Origin of the sequence: Prosthecobacter sp. (assembly GCF_044226605.1) — a bacterium.
GTDB lineage: Bacteria > Verrucomicrobiota > Verrucomicrobiia > Verrucomicrobiales > Verrucomicrobiaceae > Prosthecobacter.
This window is the reverse complement of sequence record NZ_JBGAGS010000014.1, coordinates 97,725-117,038: the sequence shown is the minus strand read 5'-3', so window position 1 is coordinate 117,038 and position 19,314 is coordinate 97,725. Positions and strand designations below refer to the sequence as shown.

At 60.8% G+C, this 19,314-nt stretch carries 18 protein-coding genes; 10 read left to right on the top strand and 8 right to left on the bottom strand.

Going from position 1 to position 19,314, the window contains the following annotated elements; translation table 11 throughout:
- Window positions 1-32 precede the first annotated feature (32 nt).
- The 3 genes from ACILSO_RS19980 to ACILSO_RS19970 all read left to right on the top strand — a co-directional run bounded on the left by ACILSO_RS19980 (window position 33) and on the right by ACILSO_RS19970 (window position 4,416).
- Complete coding sequence (locus ACILSO_RS19980; RefSeq protein WP_395739216.1) at window positions 33-2,729, top strand: DNA translocase FtsK 4TM domain-containing protein; 2,697 nt, start codon at window positions 33-35, stop codon at window positions 2,727-2,729.
- 230 nt (window positions 2,730-2,959) lie between these two features.
- Window positions 2,960-3,949, top strand: a complete 990-nt coding sequence (locus ACILSO_RS19975) for an AAA family ATPase (protein ID WP_395739215.1) — start codon at window positions 2,960-2,962, stop codon at window positions 3,947-3,949.
- Window positions 3,950-3,966: 17 nt separating this feature from the next.
- Entirely contained in the window at window positions 3,967-4,416 is a 450-nt protein-coding gene (locus ACILSO_RS19970; RefSeq protein WP_395739214.1) for a hypothetical protein, read from the top strand.
- A gap of 12 nt (window positions 4,417-4,428) precedes the next feature.
- Here ACILSO_RS19970 and ACILSO_RS19965 read toward each other — a convergent pair whose 3' ends face one another.
- Window positions 4,429-4,611: a hypothetical protein gene (locus ACILSO_RS19965; RefSeq protein ID WP_395739213.1), complete on the bottom strand. Its 183-nt coding sequence runs from the start codon at window positions 4,609-4,611 to the stop codon at window positions 4,429-4,431.
- Window positions 4,612-4,942: 331 nt separating this feature from the next.
- Here ACILSO_RS19965 and ACILSO_RS19960 point away from each other — a divergent pair, with 331 nt between their 5' ends.
- A complete protein-coding gene (locus tag ACILSO_RS19960) occupies window positions 4,943-5,368 on the top strand; it encodes a hypothetical protein (RefSeq protein WP_395739212.1) in 426 nt (141 codons plus the stop codon).
- Window positions 5,369-5,443: 75 nt separating this feature from the next.
- Here ACILSO_RS19960 and ACILSO_RS19955 read toward each other — a convergent pair whose 3' ends face one another.
- Window positions 5,444-6,118, bottom strand: a complete 675-nt coding sequence (locus ACILSO_RS19955; RefSeq protein ID WP_395739211.1) for a hypothetical protein — start codon at window positions 6,116-6,118, stop codon at window positions 5,444-5,446.
- A 226-nt stretch (window positions 6,119-6,344) separates the two neighbouring features.
- Here ACILSO_RS19955 and ACILSO_RS19950 point away from each other — a divergent pair, with 226 nt between their 5' ends.
- The 5 genes from ACILSO_RS19950 to ACILSO_RS19930 all read left to right on the top strand — a co-directional run bounded on the left by ACILSO_RS19950 (window position 6,345) and on the right by ACILSO_RS19930 (window position 11,598).
- Complete coding sequence (locus ACILSO_RS19950; protein ID WP_395739210.1) at window positions 6,345-7,256, top strand: DUF58 domain-containing protein; 912 nt, start codon at window positions 6,345-6,347, stop codon at window positions 7,254-7,256.
- A gap of 92 nt (window positions 7,257-7,348) precedes the next feature.
- Window positions 7,349-7,693 carry a DMT family protein gene (locus ACILSO_RS19945; protein WP_395739209.1) on the top strand — a complete coding sequence of 115 codons (345 nt, stop codon included), beginning with the start codon at window positions 7,349-7,351 and terminating at the stop codon, window positions 7,691-7,693.
- Window positions 7,694-7,928: 235 nt separating this feature from the next.
- Window positions 7,929-8,741, top strand: coding sequence for a hypothetical protein (locus ACILSO_RS19940; protein ID WP_395739208.1), 813 nt, complete (start codon window positions 7,929-7,931; stop codon window positions 8,739-8,741).
- A gap of 42 nt (window positions 8,742-8,783) precedes the next feature.
- Entirely contained in the window at window positions 8,784-10,127 is a 1,344-nt protein-coding gene (gene xseA / locus ACILSO_RS19935; RefSeq protein ID WP_395739207.1) for an exodeoxyribonuclease VII large subunit, read from the top strand.
- 37 nt (window positions 10,128-10,164) lie between these two features.
- The gene (locus ACILSO_RS19930) at window positions 10,165-11,598 is read left to right on the top strand and encodes a DUF1501 domain-containing protein (protein WP_395739206.1); all 1,434 of its coding nucleotides are present in this window, start codon (window positions 10,165-10,167) and stop codon (window positions 11,596-11,598) included.
- 212 nt (window positions 11,599-11,810) lie between these two features.
- On the opposite strand, the gene ligD (ACILSO_RS19925) is transcribed toward ACILSO_RS19930, so the two are convergent.
- From ligD (ACILSO_RS19925) to ACILSO_RS19915, 3 genes are read right to left on the bottom strand one after another with little or no spacing between them, the layout of a single operon-like run.
- Window positions 11,811-12,725, bottom strand: a complete 915-nt coding sequence (gene ligD, locus ACILSO_RS19925) for a non-homologous end-joining DNA ligase (protein ID WP_395739205.1) — start codon at window positions 12,723-12,725, stop codon at window positions 11,811-11,813.
- Complete coding sequence (gene ligD / locus ACILSO_RS19920) at window positions 12,722-14,344, bottom strand: non-homologous end-joining DNA ligase (RefSeq protein ID WP_395739204.1); 1,623 nt, start codon at window positions 14,342-14,344, stop codon at window positions 12,722-12,724. The genes ligD (ACILSO_RS19925) and ligD (ACILSO_RS19920) overlap by 4 nt, the downstream gene beginning before the upstream one ends.
- 9 nt (window positions 14,345-14,353) lie before the next feature.
- The gene (locus ACILSO_RS19915) at window positions 14,354-15,211 is read right to left on the bottom strand and encodes a Ku protein (protein WP_395739203.1); all 858 of its coding nucleotides are present in this window, start codon (window positions 15,209-15,211) and stop codon (window positions 14,354-14,356) included.
- Between the two features lie 99 nt (window positions 15,212-15,310).
- On the opposite strand from ACILSO_RS19915, the gene ACILSO_RS19910 reads away from it, so the two are divergent.
- The gene (locus tag ACILSO_RS19910; protein ID WP_395739202.1) at window positions 15,311-15,508 is read left to right on the top strand and encodes a hypothetical protein; all 198 of its coding nucleotides are present in this window, start codon (window positions 15,311-15,313) and stop codon (window positions 15,506-15,508) included.
- On the opposite strand, the gene ACILSO_RS19905 is transcribed toward ACILSO_RS19910, so the two are convergent.
- The 3 genes from ACILSO_RS19905 to paoC are packed head-to-tail and all read right to left on the bottom strand — an operon-like array spanning window position 15,502 to window position 19,195.
- Window positions 15,502-16,098 carry an NTP transferase domain-containing protein gene (locus ACILSO_RS19905; RefSeq protein ID WP_395739201.1) on the bottom strand — a complete coding sequence of 199 codons (597 nt, stop codon included), beginning with the start codon at window positions 16,096-16,098 and terminating at the stop codon, window positions 15,502-15,504. The genes ACILSO_RS19910 and ACILSO_RS19905 overlap by 7 nt on opposite strands.
- On the bottom strand, window positions 16,077-16,988 hold the full coding sequence (locus ACILSO_RS19900) for an XdhC family protein (protein WP_395739200.1): 912 nt from the start codon (window positions 16,986-16,988) through the stop codon (window positions 16,077-16,079). Before ACILSO_RS19900 ends, ACILSO_RS19905 begins: the two co-directional genes overlap by 22 nt.
- Window positions 16,985-19,195 carry an aldehyde oxidoreductase molybdenum-binding subunit PaoC gene (gene paoC, locus ACILSO_RS19895; RefSeq protein ID WP_395739199.1) on the bottom strand — a complete coding sequence of 737 codons (2,211 nt, stop codon included), beginning with the start codon at window positions 19,193-19,195 and terminating at the stop codon, window positions 16,985-16,987. Before paoC ends, ACILSO_RS19900 begins: the two co-directional genes overlap by 4 nt.
- Between the last annotated feature and the right edge of the window lie 119 nt (window positions 19,196-19,314).

Sequence of the window (19,314 nt, the reverse complement as noted above, 5' to 3'; positions counted from 1 at the left end):
ACTTCGTCTGCCAGAATTACCAGATTCTTGTCATGAGCCGTGCCGCCGCTGCCCGCCCCCCTCGCGCCCGATCCACGGACGAGAAAGAAGGTCCGTGGAATGACGCCATCGGCATCGCGCTGCTCATGGTCGCGGCCATGATGCTCCTGGCGCTCGTGTCCTACGATCCCCGCGACATGCCTTCGGGCTCATTCCTCGCGCTCTCAGAATCCTCGGGCGAAACGCACAATTTCATCGGCGGCGTCGGCACGCTGGTGGCGGGTTATTCGCTCTATTTCATGGGCTATGCCGTCTTTCTTCTGCCGTTTAGCCTGACGTGGTTTGGCGTGTGCAAACTGCACTCCAAAGTGCGGATCACGCTCCCGGCCATTCTGGGCGTGGTGATGCTGATTTTCAGCGGTGCCGGTTTGCTGGATGTGCTGAACCTCCTGAACGAGCGCGACCATTACACCCCTGTGGGCGGCGGGGGCGGGCTGGGCTATGTGCTTGGCGGACTGGTTTTGAAGAAGCTGCTGGGCAATGTGGGGGCCTCCATGGTGCTTGGCGTGTCGTACATGGGCGGTCTGTTTCTGGTGACCGGCCAGCATCCGCTGATGGTCATCCAAAACATCCGCGCGGAGATCACCCGCTGGAAGATGGAGCGTGAGGCGCAGCGCCTGGCTGAAGAGAAGCTGGCGGAAGAAGCGGCGAACACCATTCCCGGCACGCTGACTCCGGTGCCGGAGGGCCTGCGGAAAAAGAAAAAGGACAAGGGTGCTGGCGCGGAACTGCGTGGCGACACACCTGCCCCTGTGCCGGCCACCAACATGGAACTGCCGCTGCAGTTTGACCCGCCTGCGCCCAAGATCATCGACTCCTCCATCTCCCGGCCTCACGAAGACAACAGCGACAAGCCAAAGCTGGCCGAGGTGTGGGAGAAAAAGCGCGCGCAGAAGATCGAGCAGGCCCCGCACGGCTCGCTGGGAAATCTCACCAAGCTTTTCAAGGACTACAAACTCCCCTCCATGGACCTGCTCAAGTGGCCTGAGGAGAAACACCGTGCTCCCACCAACAAGGGCGAACTGCTCGCCATTCAGGCCACCATTGTGAAGGCGCTGGCCAGCTTCGGCATCACCGTGGAGCCAGGAGACATCACCCGCGGACCGGCCATCACCCGTTACGAAGTGCGGCCCGTCGATGGCTTGCGCGTGAGCCGCATCGCCAATCTGGACGCCGACATCGCCCGTGCCACACGCGCCGAGCGCATCAACATTCTCGCTCCGATCCCAGGCAAGGACACCGTGGGCATCGAGCTGGCGAACTCGGAGAAGACCATCGTGCCGCTGCGCGAGCTGCTGGAGGACGAAGTCTTCGTGAATGGCAAGTCCAAGCTGCCCGTCGCCCTCGGCAAGGACGTGTATGGCAAGACGATCATCGGAGACCTCGCCGTGATGCCGCACCTGCTGGTGGCCGGTGCCACGGGCAGTGGTAAGAGCGTCTGCATCAACAGCATCGTCACCAGCCTGATCTGCCGCTTTGCGCCGGATGAACTGCGCTTCATCATGATCGACCCCAAGGTGGTGGAAATGCAGAGCTATGAGGAGCTGCCACACCTCGCGCTGCCCGTGGTTACGGATCCGAAGAAGGCGCTGCTGGCCCTGCGCTGGGTGGTGAAGGAGATGGAAAACCGTTATCAGATTTTCGCACAGGAAGGCTGCAGGAACTTCGAAGCGTTCAACAATCGCAATCTCAAGCGCAAGGCCGAGGCGGATGCTGCCCGCGCCGCTCGCAATGCCGTGCTCGCCGCCGCCCTGGCGGAAACCGCCGCCTCTGACGCTGCCAATGCCGCCGCGGCAAACGCTGCCGCCCCTGCCAAGCCGAAGGCCAAGACCAAGGCCGGTGTGGATGACGCCGCAGTCTCCGCCGCCTTTGCCAAGGAAGCCGCCGAAGAATCGCCTTCCTCCGCACCCAAGACCGCTGAGATCGAAACGGTGGATGGAGAGAACAGCGAGCTGCGCGATGCCAGCGGCACCTGGCTCGGCGATTCCCAGGCACCCCCACCACGCCGCCAGGAAGTGGTGATTCCTGACACCATGCCGTACATCGTGGTCATTGTGGACGAGCTGGCCGATTTGATGCAGACCGCGCCTGCAGACATCGAAGTGGCCATCGCCCGCATCACGCAGATGGCGCGCGCGGCCGGCATTCATCTCATAGTGGCCACGCAGACGCCGCGTGCGGACGTGATCACAGGGGTCATCAAGGCGAACATCCCCACCCGCATTGCCTTCCAGGTTTCCTCCGCGCTGGACAGCCGCGTTATTTTGGACCGCAAAGGCGCCGAGAATCTGGTGGGCAAAGGGGACATGCTCTACGTGCCGCCGGGCGGTGCCCAGCCTGTGCGCAGCCAGGGTGCACTCGTGACCGATGATGAAATCCACGCGCTGGTGGAGCACTGCGTCGCCCAGGGCAAGCCGGTCTTTGATGTGAAGGTCGATGACGAAAGCGGCGATTTCGGCGACGAAGATGACATGGGCGAAGACGGCGTGAGCTCCGAGGAGCAGGACTGCCTGGAGAAGTGCCTGGAAGTCATCCGACAGGAGAAAAAAGCCAGCACCAGCCTCCTCCAGCGCCGCCTGCGCCTCGGCTACGGCAAGGCCGCCCGCATGATCGACATTCTGGAAGATCGTGGCATCATCGGCCCCGGAGAAGGCGCGAAGCCGCGTGAGATTTTGGTGCAGATGGATTGACCCTCCCAGGAGCCCCGATGTTTCATCGGCCCCTGAGGACTGTCCCGGGGCTTTTGGCAGGGTATGAGGCTCACTCAGAGCACGGCGCGTGTTCACCCTGCGGAACTCCCAGAGGCCGGTGAAACACCGGCGCTCCCAGTGCCTCCTTGGCGCATGCCATTCTCCCAATCTTTTCACGAAGAGCACGAAGCCCTCTTGCGCAAACAAAGCCGCTGGCGAGAGTCCGCCCCATGTCCGACCCCGCCGACTTCCGCACCCTGTTCACCAGCCTGAAGACCGAGATGCAAAAAGCCATCGTCGGTTATGATGAACTCCTCACGGATGTGCTGGTGGCCATTTTCTCCGGCGGGCATGTGCTGCTGGAAGGCGTGCCCGGGCTGGGCAAAACCTACCTCGTGCGCACGCTTTCGCAGGTGGTGGGCCTGGAGCCGGGGCGTGTGCAGTGCACGCCCGACCTCATGCCGGCGGACATTCTGGGCACCCACATCGTCGGTGAAGATGAAAAAGGCCACCGCACCCTGCGCTATGAAAAAGGCCCGGTTTTCAAGAACCTGCTGCTGGTGGACGAAATTAACCGCGCCACGCCCAAGACGCAGGCCGCGCTGCTCGAAGTCATGCAGGAGCGCTCGGTGACCACGGGTGGCGAGCGCCACGCCGTGCCGGAGCCGTTTCTCGTGCTGGCCACGCAGAACCCCATGGAAATGGAAGGCACCTACCCGCTGCCGGAAGCGCAGCTGGACCGCTTCATGTTCAAGATCAAAGTGCCCTTTCCGGATCTCGATGCGCTGGTGGAAATCTCCCGCCGCACCACCGGCTTCACCGAGCCGAAGCTGGCCACGATGACCGACGGGCCCAAGCTCATCGAGTGGCAGCAGCAGCTTTCCAAGATTCCCGTGGCCGATCCCGTGGCGCACTACGCGTCGCGCCTTGTGCTCAGCAGCCACCCCGAGCAGCCGGATGCGCTGCCGGAAGTGAAGCGCTACGTCAGCTACGGTGCCAGCCCACGCGGCCTGCAGGCGCTCATTCGCGGCGCCCGCGTGTGGGCCTCCATCCAGGGCTCCACAGCCGTCTCCACGGAAGACGTGCGCGCCATTGCGCACGTGGCCTTGCGCCACCGTATCATCCTGAATTTTGAAGGCGAAGCCGGTCAGGTCAAGGTGGACGACATCATCACCAAGCTGCTCGATCAGGTGAAGACGCCTGCGCAGCAGGCGGCGTGAGTGAAGCTCAGCGCCTTATGAAATGCTTCGGATGGATCTTTTGCAGCCTGGGCGTCCTTTGCGGCTGTCATCACTCCGGAGGTGAGAAGCTCAACCTCCCGTCTCTTTACAATGACATAGCGCCGGTGCCTGCGGAAAACTTCAGCCGCGCTTATGTGGGCTTCATGACGGCCACCCCTGAGTGGCAGAAATCAAAAGACAAAGAGGTGATCGTCTGCGGTGCCTTAGGCACCAGAATTTTCAAGCCCGGCACCTCGGTTGAGGCAGCGGTGCAAAAGGTTAGCAAAGGACCCTTTTACCCTTCCTTTTATCACGTTGCTGTGTGGAGGGCTCGAACGGCGGCTTTTTACGGCGTTCGCTTTCCTCCACGCCTTGCCGTCCAGCCTTCGATCAGAACCCTTTCTTCAAGGGAACCTTTGGCTGCGGGCGATGTCATCGTGATCTTTGAGAAGGCAGTCAGCTTTTAGCCCAGAACAGATTTAAGCTGGCCTCTGGAAGTATGATCCATTCCGCGTCCGGCTTCCCGCAATCCAGTCTTTGGCGCTGATCTCCAGGGGGGCGCGATTGTTGAGCGCCACCTGGAGGCCCTGACCGCCAAACCACAGCATGGCGATGACAAAGAGATCGACCAGACAGCCAAAAGTGAATGGTTCCGCAAGCATGGCTGGGAGGGTGGCTTCTTACTAAAATATTCTTGTCTGCCGCAAGACGAATTCTTGCCATGCATGTGAAAACCTGCTTCAAACGCTGCTTTTTATTCTCATGAGCACGCCGCCTCCCTTGCCTTCGCCTGCAAATAACGATGCTCCCCCGAACACGTATTCCCCACCGAATACGTATGCTCCTCCAAGTGCCTATGCTCCGCCGACTGCGTATGCTCCTCCCAATGTTTACGCACCCCCGGCTGCGGCGGCCTCTCCTCAAGACAATGTCTTCGTTTTTCCAGACCGACCGCTTCCGGATCAAGGGCTTCCCGTGGCAGGGACGGAAGGCATGTCCATTCAGCAGATCGAAGAGGACGTGCTTCGTGGCGGCCGCTTCAGGATCTTCCGCTATAATTTTTCAGTCATCGTGATGAGCTTTCAGCGCGGCTCCGACGTTCGGTACTTTCGCACGGGGCAGGGGATCGGTGCGCACGCCTGGCCGTGGACGCTGCTCTCTCTGGCGGTGGGCTGGTGGGGCATTCCCTGGGGTATCCTTTTCACAATCCAGACGCTCTTTACCAATTGCATGGGCGGCAAGGATGTGACGCTTGAGTTGCTGACCGCCGTGCTGGGACAGCAGCGTGCCGCCGCCACCATGGCACGCGCGGCCAAGCCAAAGGCTGACATTTGGCTCTGGTGCCTGCGTATTTTCATCCTGCTGATTCCGTTGAGCATCTTTGCAGCAGTCGCGAGCGCCGAACACCCAAGGCGCTAAGATGACCTGACTCAATCTCCTCCCGTCCCCCGCCAAAGCTCTTTTTCATCTCAGGCTCACACAAAGGTTTTCAGATCACCGGCTGATGCGGCGATGCTTCCGGTGCCGCCAGTGCCACTCGGCGATCCGGATGGAGTCGCACAGCATGAAAAACCAGATCAAAAGAGCACCGGCCACCATGGCGACAGGGAGGTAGGCGGTGGGTCTCTCTCCGTCATCCAAAATGACAAAGTCGTCCGCCAGCGGCAGGTCCAGCCGCATGAGCCTGAATCGTGTGATGATGTCGGAGATCAAGCCGTAGCGGATCAGGCCCGGGAGCGTTCTTTCCATGAACAGCCTCTCGGAGTGCCGTGCGGCGGCGGCCACCGTCTTTTCCTTGGTGCCGCCGTAGTCGCGCAATTTTTTCAGCGCAGAGATGACGGCAGGGTCATCGGTGGAAAGCAGGATGTGTATTGGTTCAGTGGTGGACTGCCCCCTGGCTCGCACCGGGATAAAAACCTCCGAGAGGTTTCCCATCCATGCCTTGTAAGCTGCTTCCGCCAGGCTGACTTCGGCGTCCTCCAGCACCACCCACTGCGCATCCGGCTTTTCCGCGATAAATTCAGCCGTCGTAAAATGCGCGGGCGCCCGGTTCTTCAGGCTCATGTAGATTCCCTGGCAGCCGGCGATGGTCAGGAGAAGGGCCGTGAGATGTCCCAGAAAGCTCAGGCTGCTAAAGCCACCAGGGTGAATGGAGGTGCGGATTCTCATGGGCGAGCCACTGCCTGGCAAAAAACCTTAACAGACGCAAGGCAGTTTCTGCGAAATATTCAGCATCCTGCACGGAAACTCAAAGCTGTGCCCCATTGTGAATGAAGTTCCGCTGATGAACCTCTTGTCTGGAGCACGGCCTTCTGCTTTGGTCAGCCATTGATCATTCCTCGTTTGGTTTCGTCATTTGCCGCCGTTTTTTCTTCCATCGCTCAACTGCTGCCCCATGCCCGAAACCCTCGAACGCGAAGACCTCTTTGACGCCTCCTTTCTGGACCGGCTGCGGGTGCTGGCATTGCGGCTGCGCAAGCGGCGGCAGCTCATGCGGCGTGGCTCGCAATCGACGTCGGCCACCGGTTTCACACGTGAGTTCAAGGACTACCGCCACTACACACCGCGGGAGGATTACCGGGCCATCGACTGGCGTCTCTATGCGCGTCTTGATAAGCTCTTCGTGCGCCTTTACGAGGAAACGCAGGAGCTGAACCTGCACATCATGCTGGATACCAGCACCTCCATGGCGCAGCCCTTTCCGGAGAAGCGGCGGCAGGCGCTGCGCTTTGCGGTGGCGCTGGCCTACCTGGCGCTGAGTGCGCAGCAGCGCGTGAGCTTGTACTCCATGAGCAGCGGCGTGCATCAGGAGCTTCCTCCTCTGCGCGGGCAGGGGAACATCGAGAAAGTTATCCAGGCGGTGATGAAGCTGAAATTTGAAGGCCTCACCGACATGAAGCGTTGCTTTGAGGAATTTCGTCCCAGCAAGCAGCGTTACGGCATCATCTTCATCATCAGCGACTTCTTCGGCCGCGAGATCGGCAGCGCCACAGAGGCCGTGGCCCGCGTCTCCGCTTGGCCTGGGGAGAACCACTTTCTGCAGATCGTCCACCCGGAAGAGCGCCTGCCGGAGATTGAAGGCGAGCTCGAGCTCACCGAAGTGGAAACCGGCGAGCGTCGCCGCTTCTGGCTGACCAAGCGCGATGTGCAGCGCTACGTGGAGACCTTTGACGCCTTCGTCACCAGCCTTGCCAGCGAGTGCGCCAGCCACAGCGTGGACTTCATGCAAGTGACGAGCGAGGAAGCGTTTGAGGAAAGGTTCCTCGACCTTCTCGTGCGCGGCTCTGCGCTGGCCGGTGGGGTGTGAGGCAGCGGCTGCTGGAAAGCCCCATGGCTTGATCAGGCGGCATCTCTTTCTGCCACGCTTGGCATCTGGCATTTGCATGCTCTCATGCACCGATGAACTGGCCTGTGATCAAAGCGGTGGGACTCCTCGTGGGGTCGAATATTTTCATGACTTTCGCTTGGTATGCTCACCTGAAGGACTTGAAGGCAAAGCCCTGGTTCATCGCCGCCCTCATCAGCTGGGGCATCGCGTTCTTTGAATACATGCTGCAGGTGCCGGCGAACCGCATTGGCAGCACGGCGCTGACGTTGCCGCAGCTCAAGATTATTCAGGAGGTCATCACTCTCACGGTCTTTGTGCCCTTTGTGGTGTTTTACATGAAGGAGTCGTTCAAATGGGATTATGTGTGGGCAGCGCTGTGCATGTGCGGGGCGGTGTACTTCATTTTCCGCAAGTGAGGCGGGTGGAAAGGGGCCCATTTGAGCTGCGACTGGGGCTCTGAAGTTCGGTTGTGCTGCTACAGGGGAGCGGAGGTGGCCCTCGTTCGTCTTGGGTGGGTAAAAATGACGCTATTGAGGGTTTTGGCAGTGTGGAAAAGCGGGCGAAGTTGTGATAATTGCACACATTATTATTCACATATTCACATTTAAATTGTTAAGATCTTTAACAAACGTTAAATAACTCATTGTTCCCATGTCCACCGCGAACGTGCGCAGACATCTTCATGAGACCCGCAATCGCCCCGCCGGAATAAGAAACCGGCAGGATGCGAAGAGGGATCTTTTTCTTTTGCGGATGAAGCGCTGGATTGGCGGCGCGGTGCTGGCTCCGGCCTGTCTGGTCACAGCGATTACGCTGATCATGATGCTCTGGCGTGCGTTTGCGCGGATGGATTTCCTGAAGTCGGAGGAGTTCATCTTTTTCACCTTTGGCGGCGTGGTTTGGGGCGTGGCCTATCTGGCCGGGGTACGGCCTGTGACGGCGTATGTGTTTGGGCATGAGTTCAGCCATCTCGTGACGGCGCGGCTGTTTGGCGGGCGTATTTTTGACTGGAAGGTCAGCGCCGAGGGCGGCTATGTGGAGACAGACAAGTCGAACACCTGGATCACGCTGGCGCCGTATTTGGTGCCGTTTTACACGCTGATCATTGTGCTGGTGTTTGGCCTGGTGGGGCTGGCGCTGGACATGCAGCAGGCGCATGATGTGCACCTGTGGAAGTGGACGGTGCACCTGAAGCCCATGCGTTTTCTCTATGCGCTGGTGGGGCTGACCTGGTGCTTTCATGCCACCTACACGGTGAAAACAGTGATCGCCGAGCAGGGGGACTTGAAGCGCAATGGCGAGTTCTTCTCCATGATGCTGATTTTCCTCATCAATGCCTTCCTGCTTATCGCGTTGTTTCTGGCTTCATCGCCTGCGCCAGGGCTGGGCGTCATGGAGGTGGCGCGCTGCTGGTGGTCGGTGGCCACGGGGATGATCGGCTGGCTGTGGCATCTGGTGTTCTGAGGCTGGACTTTGCCTGCTTTTTCGGTCAAAGGATTGGTGACCATGCCTGAAGACCCAGACGTCCTTTCCGTGACCCAGCTCACGCGCGAAATCCGCGACGTGCTGGAGGGCCACATCGGCAGCGTGTGGGTGGAGGGGGAGATCAGCAATCACCGCCTGCAATCCTCCGGACACCAGTATTTCACGCTGAAGGACGCCGGGGCGCAGTTGAGCTGCGTCATGTTTCGTGGAGCTGCTGCGCGCAGCAGTGTGCGCATTCAGGACGGAGCACTGATGCAGGTGCATGGAGAGATCAGCGTGTATGAGCCGCGCGGGCAGTACCAGATGGTCGTCAAACAGGTGCAGGCCAAGGGCAAAGGCTCGCTGCAGGAGAGGTTTGAGGCGCTGAAGCGCAGGCTGCATGCGGAGGGCCTGTTTGATGGCGACCGCAAGCGTGCGATCCCGCGCTTTCCACGTGTCGTCGCGCTCGTCACTTCGCCCACCGGAGCGGCGATTCAGGACATGCTGAACATCCTCACGCGGCGTGCGCCGTGGGTGCGGGTGATGGTTTTTCCGGTGCGCGTGCAAGGGCAGGGGGCCGAGCTGGAAATCGTGCGCGCGCTGCGTGTGCTTGGCGATGCGGAAAGCTTTGGTCTGCCCGTGCCGGACACCATCGTGGTGGGCCGTGGCGGGGGCAGCCTGGAGGATCTGTGGTGCTTCAATGAGGAGGTGCTGGCGCGAGCCATCGCCGCCTGTCCCATTCCTGTGATCTCCGCTGTGGGGCATGAGATCGACTTCACCATCGCGGATTTCGTGGCGGACCTGCGTGCGCCCACCCCCAGCGCTGCGGCGGAACTGCTGGCGCCAGATGTTAGCGAGCTGCAACGCCACTTTGACAGCATCGCCCGCACGCTGAAGGCGCGGGTGGGCACGCTGCTGGAGCATCATCAGCACGTGATCGAGCTCACCGCGAAAGGACCGCTGCTGCATGCACCCGGCCGCCTTCTTCAGCAGGCGGAGCAGAATGTGGATGAGCATGAGCAGCGCCTGCGAGACTCTCTGCGCGAGCGTCTGCAAACCTGGGCGGACGACCTGACGCAGAAGCAGCATGTGCTGGCTGCGCACCATCCGCGCGTGCAACTCACGGAGGCCGTGCATCGTGCTGAGACGAGCGGTCGTAGGCTGCAGCAGGGCCTGCAGCATCGGCTGGACCGTCTGGCGGACCGGCTGCAGTCTCGCGCGGAACTGCTCAAGCACATCGGCCCGCAGGCGGTGCTGGCACGCGGATTTTCCTTCACCACGAATGCCGAGGGGAAGGTACTCAAGGACGCTGCCGAGGTGAAGGCGGGGGAGGAAATCATCACCCGGCTGCCGCAGGGGACGGTGAGGAGTGTGGTGAAGGGATAAGAGGAAGATTTGGCCCCCTAGCTGCGTAGGTAAAGGCATGCTCTCACGCCGCTCCATTTTGAACCGCTCCGCCTACGGCATCGGCGGGATTGCTTTGGCCTCGCTGCTGAAGGAGCAGAATTTGCTAGCCAGTCCGGAGCAGATCGGGCCGAAGCATTTTGATCTCAAGCCCAAGATACCGCACGGTTTTGGCCAGGCGAAGGCGATGATCTCCATGTTCATGCAGGGCGGGCCGAGCCACATGGACTTGTTTGACCCCAAGCCCGAGCTCACCAAGTACGACGGCAAGGATTTCCCCGGTGAAGTGAAGTATGACGACGCCGCCGGCGCCAGCCGCGAGTGCATGGGCAGCCCGTGGAAGTTCAAAAAGTACGGCCAGTGCGGCATGGATGTCAGCGAACTGCTGCCGCATTTCTCCAACATCGTCGATGATGTCACGCTGATCCGCTCCATGCACACGGGCGTGAACAATCACGGCCAGTCCATCTACGCCCTGCTCAATGGCCAGGTCACCGGCGGCCGCCCCACGCTGGGAAGCTGGCTCACCTACGGCCTCGGGTCGGAAAATCAGGATCTGCCCGCCTACGTGGCTCTCACCGATCCGCGCGGCCTGCCCGTGCTCGGCGTGGACAACTGGAGCAACGGCTGGCTGCCCTCGCTGTATCAGGGCACCGTCATCCGCCCCAAGGAGCCGCGCATCCCCAACCTCGACGCGCCCCTCAGCCTCAAGGGCGATGCGCAGTCGCGTTACCTCAATTTCGTGCAGCGCCTGAACAAGGAGCACCTGGAAGCCCGCCCCGGCGAGGCTGACTTGGAGGCACGCATTCAGAGCTTTGAACTCGCCGCCCGCATGCAGACTGCCGCCAAGGAGGCGCTGGACATCGATCAGGAAAGCGCCGCCACCAAGAAGCTTTACGGTATCGACAATCCCGCCGCTGCCGAGTTCGGCACCCGCTGCCTCATTGCGCGTCGTCTGGTGGAACGTGGGGTGCGCTGCGTCTCGCTTTTCACCGGAAACCAGACCTGGGATAATCACCAGAACATCCGCACCGCACTCCCTGCCGCCTGCCAGTATGTCGATCAAGGCGCCGCTGCCCTCGTGATCGATTTGAAGCAGCGCGGTCTGCTGGACACCACCGTTGTCCACTGGGGCGGTGAGATGGGTCGTCTGCCTGTCATTCAAAACCGTTCCGGCTCCAAGGACCGCACGACCGTGGGTCGCGACCACAACACCTACGGTTTCAGCATGTGGGTTGCCGGCGGCGGCTTCAAGGCCGGACACATTCATGGGGCGACCGATGACTTCGGCCACCACGCCGTGAAGGATGTCGTGAACCACTTCGACTACCACGCCACGCTGCTGCACCTCTTTGGCCTCGACGCCAAGCACCTCAGTTACCGCCGCAATGGCACCGAGCAGGTGCTGGTGGAGAATCCGCAGGCGCGGGTGGTGAGCGAGATTCTGGCGTGAGGGTGTTTGGAAGCTGAGGGGCCCGCAGGGCTTTGAGGCCGAGGGCACGTAGTAGCCAGGTTTTTGTCAAATTTCTATACCTAGTCTAAAAATGTCGAGAAAAACGCGTGGGATGAGGTGTCTCGCGGGACAGAGTTGTGTGTCGGATTCGGCAATAAATGGGGGTGTGGGGGCGGAATTTGGACCCCCATTTTGCAGACTGGCCTGGCTCCCTATTTCCCGATTTGTTTCAGGAGGGGCAGCTTTTGTTTCAGGGTCAGAACTGGGGCGAAGAGGTCGCCGTGTTTTTTGACGCGGGTCAGGACTTCGCTGGATTCAAAGCTGAGCCTCTTTTTGCGCTTCACGGCTGAGGCGACTTCGTCCCAGGTCAGAGGGGTTGAGACGGTGGGGTGGTCTTTGGCGCGGAGGGAGTAGGCGCAGACGGTGGTCTTGTGATCATCGTTCTGGCTCCAGTCCACCAGCACCTTGCCTTTGCGGAGCTTTTTCAGCATGTTTGAAACTACCAGATCCGGGTATTGGCTTTCCAGGGCCTGGGCCACGGTGCGTGCAAAGGTCTTGGTGCGCTCATAGGTGACCACGGTGTTCAGGGGCACGTAGACCTGCAAGCCTTTGGAGCCGGATGTTTTGGGGAAGGACTGGAGGCCGAGGGAGTCAAAGCAGTCCTTCAGCAGCAGGCCCACCTTGCAGCAGGTGAGGATGTCGGCTGGTGTGCCGGGGTCGAGGTCGAAGGCCAGGGCGGCGGGGCGTTTGATTGAGGTCTTGCGATGGAGAAAGGTGTGGAACTCCAGATTGGCAAGGTTCGCGGCCCAGACGAGGGAGGGAAGATCGCCGATGATGCAGTAGTTGATGTGTCCGTCGGACTTGGCCACCTGCGTCGTCTTCACCCATTTGGGGCGGTGATCGGGGCATTCCTTCTCATAAAAGAAGAAGCCTTTCACGCCATCCGGGTAGCGCTTCAAGGTGAGGGCGCGGGCCTGCAGATGTGGGAGAAGGCACTCTGCAATATGGATGTAGTATTGAATGACGTCGCTCTTGGTGAAGCGAGCGTCCGGATACATCATTTTGTCCAGATTGCTCACGGGCACCTGCACGCCATCCACTTCGAGCTGGGATTGGTTGCGGCTCATGACTTTTTGAGGCGTTCGCGTACCACCTCGCTGGCAGGTTTGTCTTCGCGCATGCCGAGGAAGACAGGCTGGCGCAGGCGGTTGTCTTGCGTCCATTCGGCAAACTTGACCTGGCAGACGAGCCTAGGTTTCAGCCAGGTGCAGTGTTTCATTTCGGACATGGTGATTCCCTGGCCCCAGCGACCGCTGCTGTCTGCGGGCAGATTGGCAAAGGGGCACTTCTCCTGAATGAGCGGCTGGAATGTCTCATGCAGGGTGCGAAGCAGTTTGGCGTCGAAGCCGGTGCCGACCTTGCCGGTGGACACCAGCTTTCCGTCTGCATGAACTCCGACGATGAGAGCGCCGATGTGCTTGCGGCTTCCTGTTGGCTGGGTGTAGCCGCCGATGACCACCTCCTGCTCGTGGTGCAGCTTGAGCTTGATCCACTGGCCGCTGCGGCGACCGGCCTCGTAAGTGGAGTCGGGCCGCTTGCCGATGATTCCTTCCAGTCCCAGCTTTTGCACATGCTTGAGCAGGACTTCTACATCGCCTTCGAGGGAGTCGGAGAAGCGGATGACGTGGGACTTTTTGATGAGCTTCCGCAGAGCCTCTTTGCGTTTGAGCAAAGGCAGTTCGGTGAGATCACGGTTCTTCAAGCGGAGAAGATCAAAGACGTAGTAGCACAGTGGTGGCTTCTCACGGCCGAGATCGTAGGCCTGCAAGCGCTGGAAGGATGAGCGGCCTTTTTCATCGAGCGCCACGATCTCACCATCCAGAATGCAGTCTGGCAGGGAGAGCTCATCCAGAGCCTCCGTGATGGCGGGGAATTTGTGCGTCATGTCCTTCTCCGTGCGTGAGATGAGCGAGGTCTGGCCGCCCTGCTGGATGGTGAGTGCACGGAAGCCATCGAACTTCACTTCGTAGATCCAGCCATCGTCTTCAGGCGCGGCGGACACGGGCTTGGCCTTCATGGGCTCGACGAACCAAGCGGAGGCGGCTGCCGATGGCTTGGAACTCTTGATTGGTTTGGGTGCCCGTTTTGTCTTGGGAAGAGATTTTGGCTCAGGCACTGCTTTCTTTCTCGAGCTCGTCCATGGCTTGGCATCGGCCAGCTGCTTCATGTTGCGGCCGGAAAGAGCAGAGGTGTCATCCATGCGCTTGGTCACGGGCTTCATGTCTTCTCCGCCGCGGATGAGCAGCCACTGCTTCGCGTCGCGCAGCCTGACCAAATACCATTCTCCCTTCAGCTTTTTGCCGCTGAGGGTGAAGTGCAGCTTTCCTCCGGCCAGCTCTTTGAGAGGTGCCTTGGATGCAGGCTCGTATGTTCCCGTGTCCCAGACCATGACGGTGCCACCGCCATACTGCCCTTGGGGAATGGGGCCTTCAAAATCGATGTAGGAGACGGGGTGGTCTTCGACTTCCACAGCTAGACGCTTTTCTCCTTTGGCAAACGGCATGCCTTTCGGCACGGCCCAAGACTTCAGGGTGCCGTCGAGTTCCAGACGGAAGTCGTAGTGGAGATGAGAGGCGGCGTGTTTTTGAATCACGAAGCGCCGTGCTGCGCCGCGTTTCTCCTTTTTGCCCGGGGGCTCGGCGGTCTTTTTGAAGTCCCGTTTCTTTTTGTATTCGCGAAGGGACATAAGGTGACTTTATGCCGCCTTCTTGCGGCTTTTGGCATGCTTGGTCGATGCCGTTTTATGTGCGGATTTGGTGCTGTGCGAACTGCTGCGTTTGGACTTGGATGCTGCCAGGCTTTCCTGGAGCACTGAAACGAGATCGATCACGTTGGATGGTTTTTTGGCCTTGGCAGCCTTGACCGATTTACTATCACCATGCTTGACCTTGTCTTCGATCATGGCCTCCACGGCTTCGCGGTATTCGTCTTTGTATTCCTCCGGCTTCCACGGAGTGGTCATGCTCTCGATAAGCTTCTCAGCCATGTTGATCTCCGCCTTGCCGGGAGCCTTGCCTTCGGGGGCTTTAAGTTCGGACCGGTCCCGCAGTTCATCCGGGAAATGCATCAGCTCCAGCATGAGGTTTTTGTCCTGCGGCCTGATGGCGGCGAGATGCTGGCGCGTTTTGATGACGACATGAGCAATGGCGATCTTTTCGCTGCGGTTCAGAGCATCCCGAAGAAGCATGTAGGCCTTGCCACCGCCCTTTCCCACTTCGAGGTGATAAGGCTTGTAGAAGAGCAGGGGATCCACATCTGCCTCAGAGACGAAGTTCATGATCTCAACGGTCTGCGTGGCCTCCACATCGACGCGTTTGAAGTCCTCCTCCTTGATGATCACAAACTTGCCCTTTTCGTATTCGTAGCCTTTGACGATTTTGTCCCAGGGGACTTCCTTGCCGTCTTTTTCGGCCACGCGTTTGTAGTTCACCGGACTGTGATCCGAGCTGCGCAGGAGACGGAACTGCAGCTCTTCGCGACGGATGGCCGGATAGAGCGAGACGGGGATGGAAACGAGTCCAAAACTGATGGTGCCTTTCCAGATGGCTCTCATAGGATTAACCCATGTATCGCGGCTCGGAGATGACGCGCGCCGGTCTTTTTTCACCTTGGATACGCGCAAGGAGGCACTGGGCGGCGAAACAGGAACAATATGAAAAGCAATTCTGTCCTCGAAGCTGTCTCCCTGGCAGCCATGCTGGTGGTCTCATCCTGCATCTCGTTTGACGATCATGATGACAGGCCGATCTCCACCACCGTGAGGAGAGAGACGGTGGTGCCAGGTCCGGTGACCACCACCACCACCGTGGCGGAAACCACTGAGACGACGACGACCCGCTCGAGCTACTGATCGGCGGGACGGGAGCTGTTCTGCCAGGCCGTCACGTCATCGGGTGAATCGAGATCGATGGCGCCGGCTGGGAACTGAATGGACGCCACGCGGGCGGGAGCGGTGTGAATGACTGACTTTGCGCCGCGATCGTCAGGAAGGTTGATGAGTTCGGGAAAGCAGGAGCTGTCAAACAGCGCGGGAATGCCAAGCGTCTGGGCATAAGCAGACGCAACGACGGGCTGGCCGGTCTGCTGGTAGCGCTCAATGAGAGCGCGAATGACCTCCGCAGTCACGGCAGGCTGATCGCAGGCCAGAACCACGACGGCGGAGAGGGAATCAAGAGCCTGGAGACCAAGGCGGATGGAGCTGCCCATGCCGCGCTGCCAGTGCTCGTTGTGCACGATTTGCGGGTGCAGCAAAGCAACGGCGCTTTCCACCTCAGAGGCTGCATTCCCGGTGACGACGCAGACGACATCGCAGCCGCCGTGCTGCGCTGCATGCACGGCAGCGCAGACCAGGGGGATGCCGTTGGGTGCGAGGAGCTGCTTTGGCTGGCCCATGCGTGTGGAGCCACCAGCGGCGAGCACTATGCCGCCGATGCGGTGCATGGGGCGAGGGCGGCGGGGAGGGCCTGATGGATCGGCGCGCTGCGGTGGCGGAGCTGCTGCGCCGTACCGGAGGCAAACACGCACTGAATTTCTGTGACGATGGAAAGCGCGATCTCCTCGGGAGTTTCAGCGCCAAGGTGCAGGCCTGCAGGGGCAAAGAGTCCGTCGCTCACCGTGAGTCCTTGGTTCAGCACATCGAAGAGGATGTCGTCACGACGGCGGCGGGAGCCGACGAGGCCGAGGTAGCGAAGCTGTGTGGGGAGGAGATCGCGCAGCGCGGCGCAGTCGCGGCCGAAATGATGGGTGGCCACGACGACGGCGGTACGATTGTCGATGGCATCCGCAGGCACGGGCGGGGCTTCATATTGAAGGATATTCCAGCCGAGCAACGCCGCCTGCGTGCGAAGGGCGATGGTGTCCGAGCTGTCTCCCACCAGGACGAGGCGCAGCACGGGCTCAAGGTTCTGCACAAAGCTGTCCGAGCGTGTGTGAAAACCAGCCAGCCGTGTGCCGAGCGTGTTTCCGCGCAGAAGGGTTTCAAGGCGGCAGTTCTGACGATTGGCGATGCATTCGCGCACTTCATTCATGACGTCAGCGCGGGCGACTTCGACGAAGATCTGGATGGTGCCATTGCAGCCGAAGCGGAGGCGGGTGTCAAAGGTGAGGAGCTGGGGTTCGCCATTGCGGAGGACTTTGCGGGAGCAGGCGATGACCTCATCCTCAATGCAGCCGGCGCTGACGCCGCCGGCGTAGTCGCCGGAGGCATTGATGAGCATGCGGGCGCCGGGACGGCGATAGCTGGAACCCTGGGCGGAGACGAGGGTGGCGAGGGCGAGGGGCTGGCCATTCCGGGCGTCCCAGAAGCGGATGAGGTCGCGGATTTCCTTCATGATACAGGAGGGAGGTGGTCGATGAGTTTGTCGAGGGTGATGGGGTATTCGCGGACGCGGATGCCGGTGGCGTTGTGGATGGCATTGGCGACGGCGGCGGCGGCGCCGCAGATGCCGAGCTCGCCGACGCCTTTGGCTTTCATGGGGGAGGAGGCGGGATCGGTTTCATCGAGGAAGATGACTTCCTGATGGGGGATGTCTGCGTGGACGGGAACTTCGTAGCTGGCGAGGTCGTGATTGACGAAGAAGCCCTGGGTGGTGTCCACAACGAGGTCTTCCATCAGCGCTGCGCCCACGCCCATGGTCATGGCGCCGATGACCTGGCTGCGGGCGGTCTTGGGATTGAGGATGCGGCCGCTGGCGCAGACGGTGAGCATGCGGCGGACGCGGGTAACGCCGGTGTAGAGATCGACGCCGACCTCCACGAAATGCGCGCCGAAGGTGGACTGCTGGGCTTTTTTGGCGAGGTCGCCGTACTCAATGTGGTCTTCGGCGCTGAGGCCTGCTTCTCCGGCGAGTTCGGCGAGGGACCAGCTGTTGGAACCCGCGGTGACGCGGCCGTCTTCGAAGTCGAGGTCTTCAGGTTTCACTTTGGCCTTGGCGGCGATCATTTCGCGTAGCTTGGTGCAGGCAGCATAGACACCCGAGGTGGAATTGTTGCCGCCCCACTGGCCGCCGGAGCCGCAGGAGGGTGGAAGGGTGGAGTCGCCAAGGCGGACGATGACGTTTTCGGGAAGAACTCCGAGCATCTCGGCGGCGGTCTGAGCGATGATGGTGTAGCTGCCAGTGCCGATGTCTGTCATGTCTGTCTCGACGGTGACGATGCCGCGTTTGTCCACCTTCACGCGGGCGGCGGATTTGGTGAGGAGATTGTTGCGGAAGGCGGCGGCGACGCCCATGCCGATGAGCCAGCGGCCATCGCGGGCCTGAGATGGGGCGGCTTTGCGCTTGTCCCAGCCGAAGTGTTTGGCTCCGGTGCGGAAGCACTCGATGAAGTGGCGCTGGGAGAAGGGGCGCTCGGGTTTTTCGGGATCGACCTGGGTGTCGTTGAGAATGCGGAACTCGATGGGATCGAGGCCGAGTTTTTCGGCCATTTCATCGATGGCGATTTCGAGGGCCATCAAGCCGGGAGCTTCGCCGGGGGCGCGCATGGCATTGCCTTCGGGGAGATCGAGTTCGGCGAGGCGCATGGCGGTCATGCGACCGGCTCCGGCATAGAGGAGGCGGGTCTGAGCGACGGCGGTTTCGGGTTCGCCTTCGGGAAGATTTCCGGACCAGCTCTCGTGCGCGATGGCGGTGAGCTTGCCGTCTTTGCCAGCACCGAGGCGGATGCGCTGGATGGTGGCGGGCCGGTGGGTGGTGTTATTGATCATCAGCGGGCGCTGGAGCGCGATCTTGACGGGGCGCTTGGTGGCGCGGGCGCCGAGGGCTGCGAGGACGACTTCGGCACGGAGGAAGAGCTTGCCGCCGAAACCGCCGCCGATGTAGGGGGAGAGGACGTGGACGTTTTCTTTGGGGATGCCGAGGGTTTTGGCGAGGTCTGCGTGAGCCCAGCCGATCATCTGATTGGAGGTCCAAACGGTGAGCTTGTCGCCGTCCCAAGCGGCAGTGGAGGCGTGGGGCTCCATCATGGCGTGGGTCTGGTCCGGGGTGGTGTAGGTGGCGTCTAGCTGGACGGGGGCAGCGGCGAAGGCGCTGTCGAAGTCGCCAGCGGCGGTGTCGGGTTCTCCCGCGATGCCGGGCTTGGGCTTGATGGCGGAGTCTTTGGCGGCGGCGAGGTCGTAGGCGCCTTTGGCGGGTGCGTATTTGACTTTGATGAGGTGGGTGGCGTCGCGGGCTTGCTCGAAGGTTTCGGCGATGACGACGGCGATGGCCTGGTGGTAGTGCTGGATCTCGGGGCCGCCGAGGAGGGGGGCGATGTTGTGCTCGCCTTTTTCAAGTTTACCGGCGTTCTCAGAGGTGATGATGGTGAGGACGCCGGGGGCGGCTTTGGCTGCGGCGAGGTCGATGGAGAGGATTCGGCCTTTGGCAATGCCGGCGCCGAGGATGTGGCCGTAGGCGGGGTTTTTGACTTCTTCGTCGTGCCGCTCGTAGGCGTAGGGGGCGGTGCCGGTGGTTTTGAGGGGGCCATCGATGCGGCTGATGGGTTTGCCGATGACGGTGAGCTGGTCGATGGGGTTGGTGGCGGCCGGGGTGTCGAATTTCATGGGGAGAAGCCGCTATGAGGGCGCTTCTCTATTCGAAGTGAGGTGGCGTGGCGGATGGGCGAAGGGAGTCAGGGGCGAGGATGAGAGGAGGGTGGGGAGGGGGGCAGCGATTTATGATT

Bases quoted from the DNA above. Each gene is read 5' to 3' on its own strand.
- ACILSO_RS19950 (WP_395739210.1), top strand. From the start codon at position 6,345: ATGCCCGAAACCCTCGAACGCGAAGACCTCTTTGACGCCTCCTTTCTG.
- ACILSO_RS19970 (WP_395739214.1), top strand. From the start codon at position 3,967: ATGAAATGCTTCGGATGGATCTTTTGCAGCCTGGGCGTCCTTTGCGGC.
- ACILSO_RS19965 (WP_395739213.1), bottom strand. From the start codon at position 4,611: ATGCTTGCGGAACCATTCACTTTTGGCTGTCTGGTCGATCTCTTTGTC.
- ACILSO_RS19980 (WP_395739216.1), top strand. From the start codon at position 33: ATGAGCCGTGCCGCCGCTGCCCGCCCCCCTCGCGCCCGATCCACGGAC.
- ACILSO_RS19905 (WP_395739201.1), bottom strand. From the start codon at position 16,098: ATGCACCGCATCGGCGGCATAGTGCTCGCCGCTGGTGGCTCCACACGC.
- ACILSO_RS19930 (WP_395739206.1), top strand. From the start codon at position 10,165: ATGCTCTCACGCCGCTCCATTTTGAACCGCTCCGCCTACGGCATCGGC.
- ligD (WP_395739205.1), bottom strand. From the start codon at position 12,725: ATGAGCCGCAACCAATCCCAGCTCGAAGTGGATGGCGTGCAGGTGCCC.
- ACILSO_RS19955 (WP_395739211.1), bottom strand. From the start codon at position 6,118: ATGAGAATCCGCACCTCCATTCACCCTGGTGGCTTTAGCAGCCTGAGC.
- paoC (WP_395739199.1), bottom strand. From the start codon at position 19,195: ATGAAATTCGACACCCCGGCCGCCACCAACCCCATCGACCAGCTCACC.
- ligD (WP_395739204.1), bottom strand. From the start codon at position 14,344: ATGTCCCTTCGCGAATACAAAAAGAAACGGGACTTCAAAAAGACCGCC.
- xseA (WP_395739207.1), top strand. From the start codon at position 8,784: ATGCCTGAAGACCCAGACGTCCTTTCCGTGACCCAGCTCACGCGCGAA.
- ACILSO_RS19940 (WP_395739208.1), top strand. From the start codon at position 7,929: ATGTCCACCGCGAACGTGCGCAGACATCTTCATGAGACCCGCAATCGC.
- ACILSO_RS19915 (WP_395739203.1), bottom strand. From the start codon at position 15,211: ATGAGAGCCATCTGGAAAGGCACCATCAGTTTTGGACTCGTTTCCATC.
- ACILSO_RS19960 (WP_395739212.1), top strand. From the start codon at position 4,943: ATGTCCATTCAGCAGATCGAAGAGGACGTGCTTCGTGGCGGCCGCTTC.
- ACILSO_RS19975 (WP_395739215.1), top strand. From the start codon at position 2,960: ATGTCCGACCCCGCCGACTTCCGCACCCTGTTCACCAGCCTGAAGACC.
- ACILSO_RS19900 (WP_395739200.1), bottom strand. From the start codon at position 16,988: ATGAAGGAAATCCGCGACCTCATCCGCTTCTGGGACGCCCGGAATGGC.
- ACILSO_RS19910 (WP_395739202.1), top strand. From the start codon at position 15,311: ATGAAAAGCAATTCTGTCCTCGAAGCTGTCTCCCTGGCAGCCATGCTG.
- ACILSO_RS19945 (WP_395739209.1), top strand. From the start codon at position 7,349: ATGAACTGGCCTGTGATCAAAGCGGTGGGACTCCTCGTGGGGTCGAAT.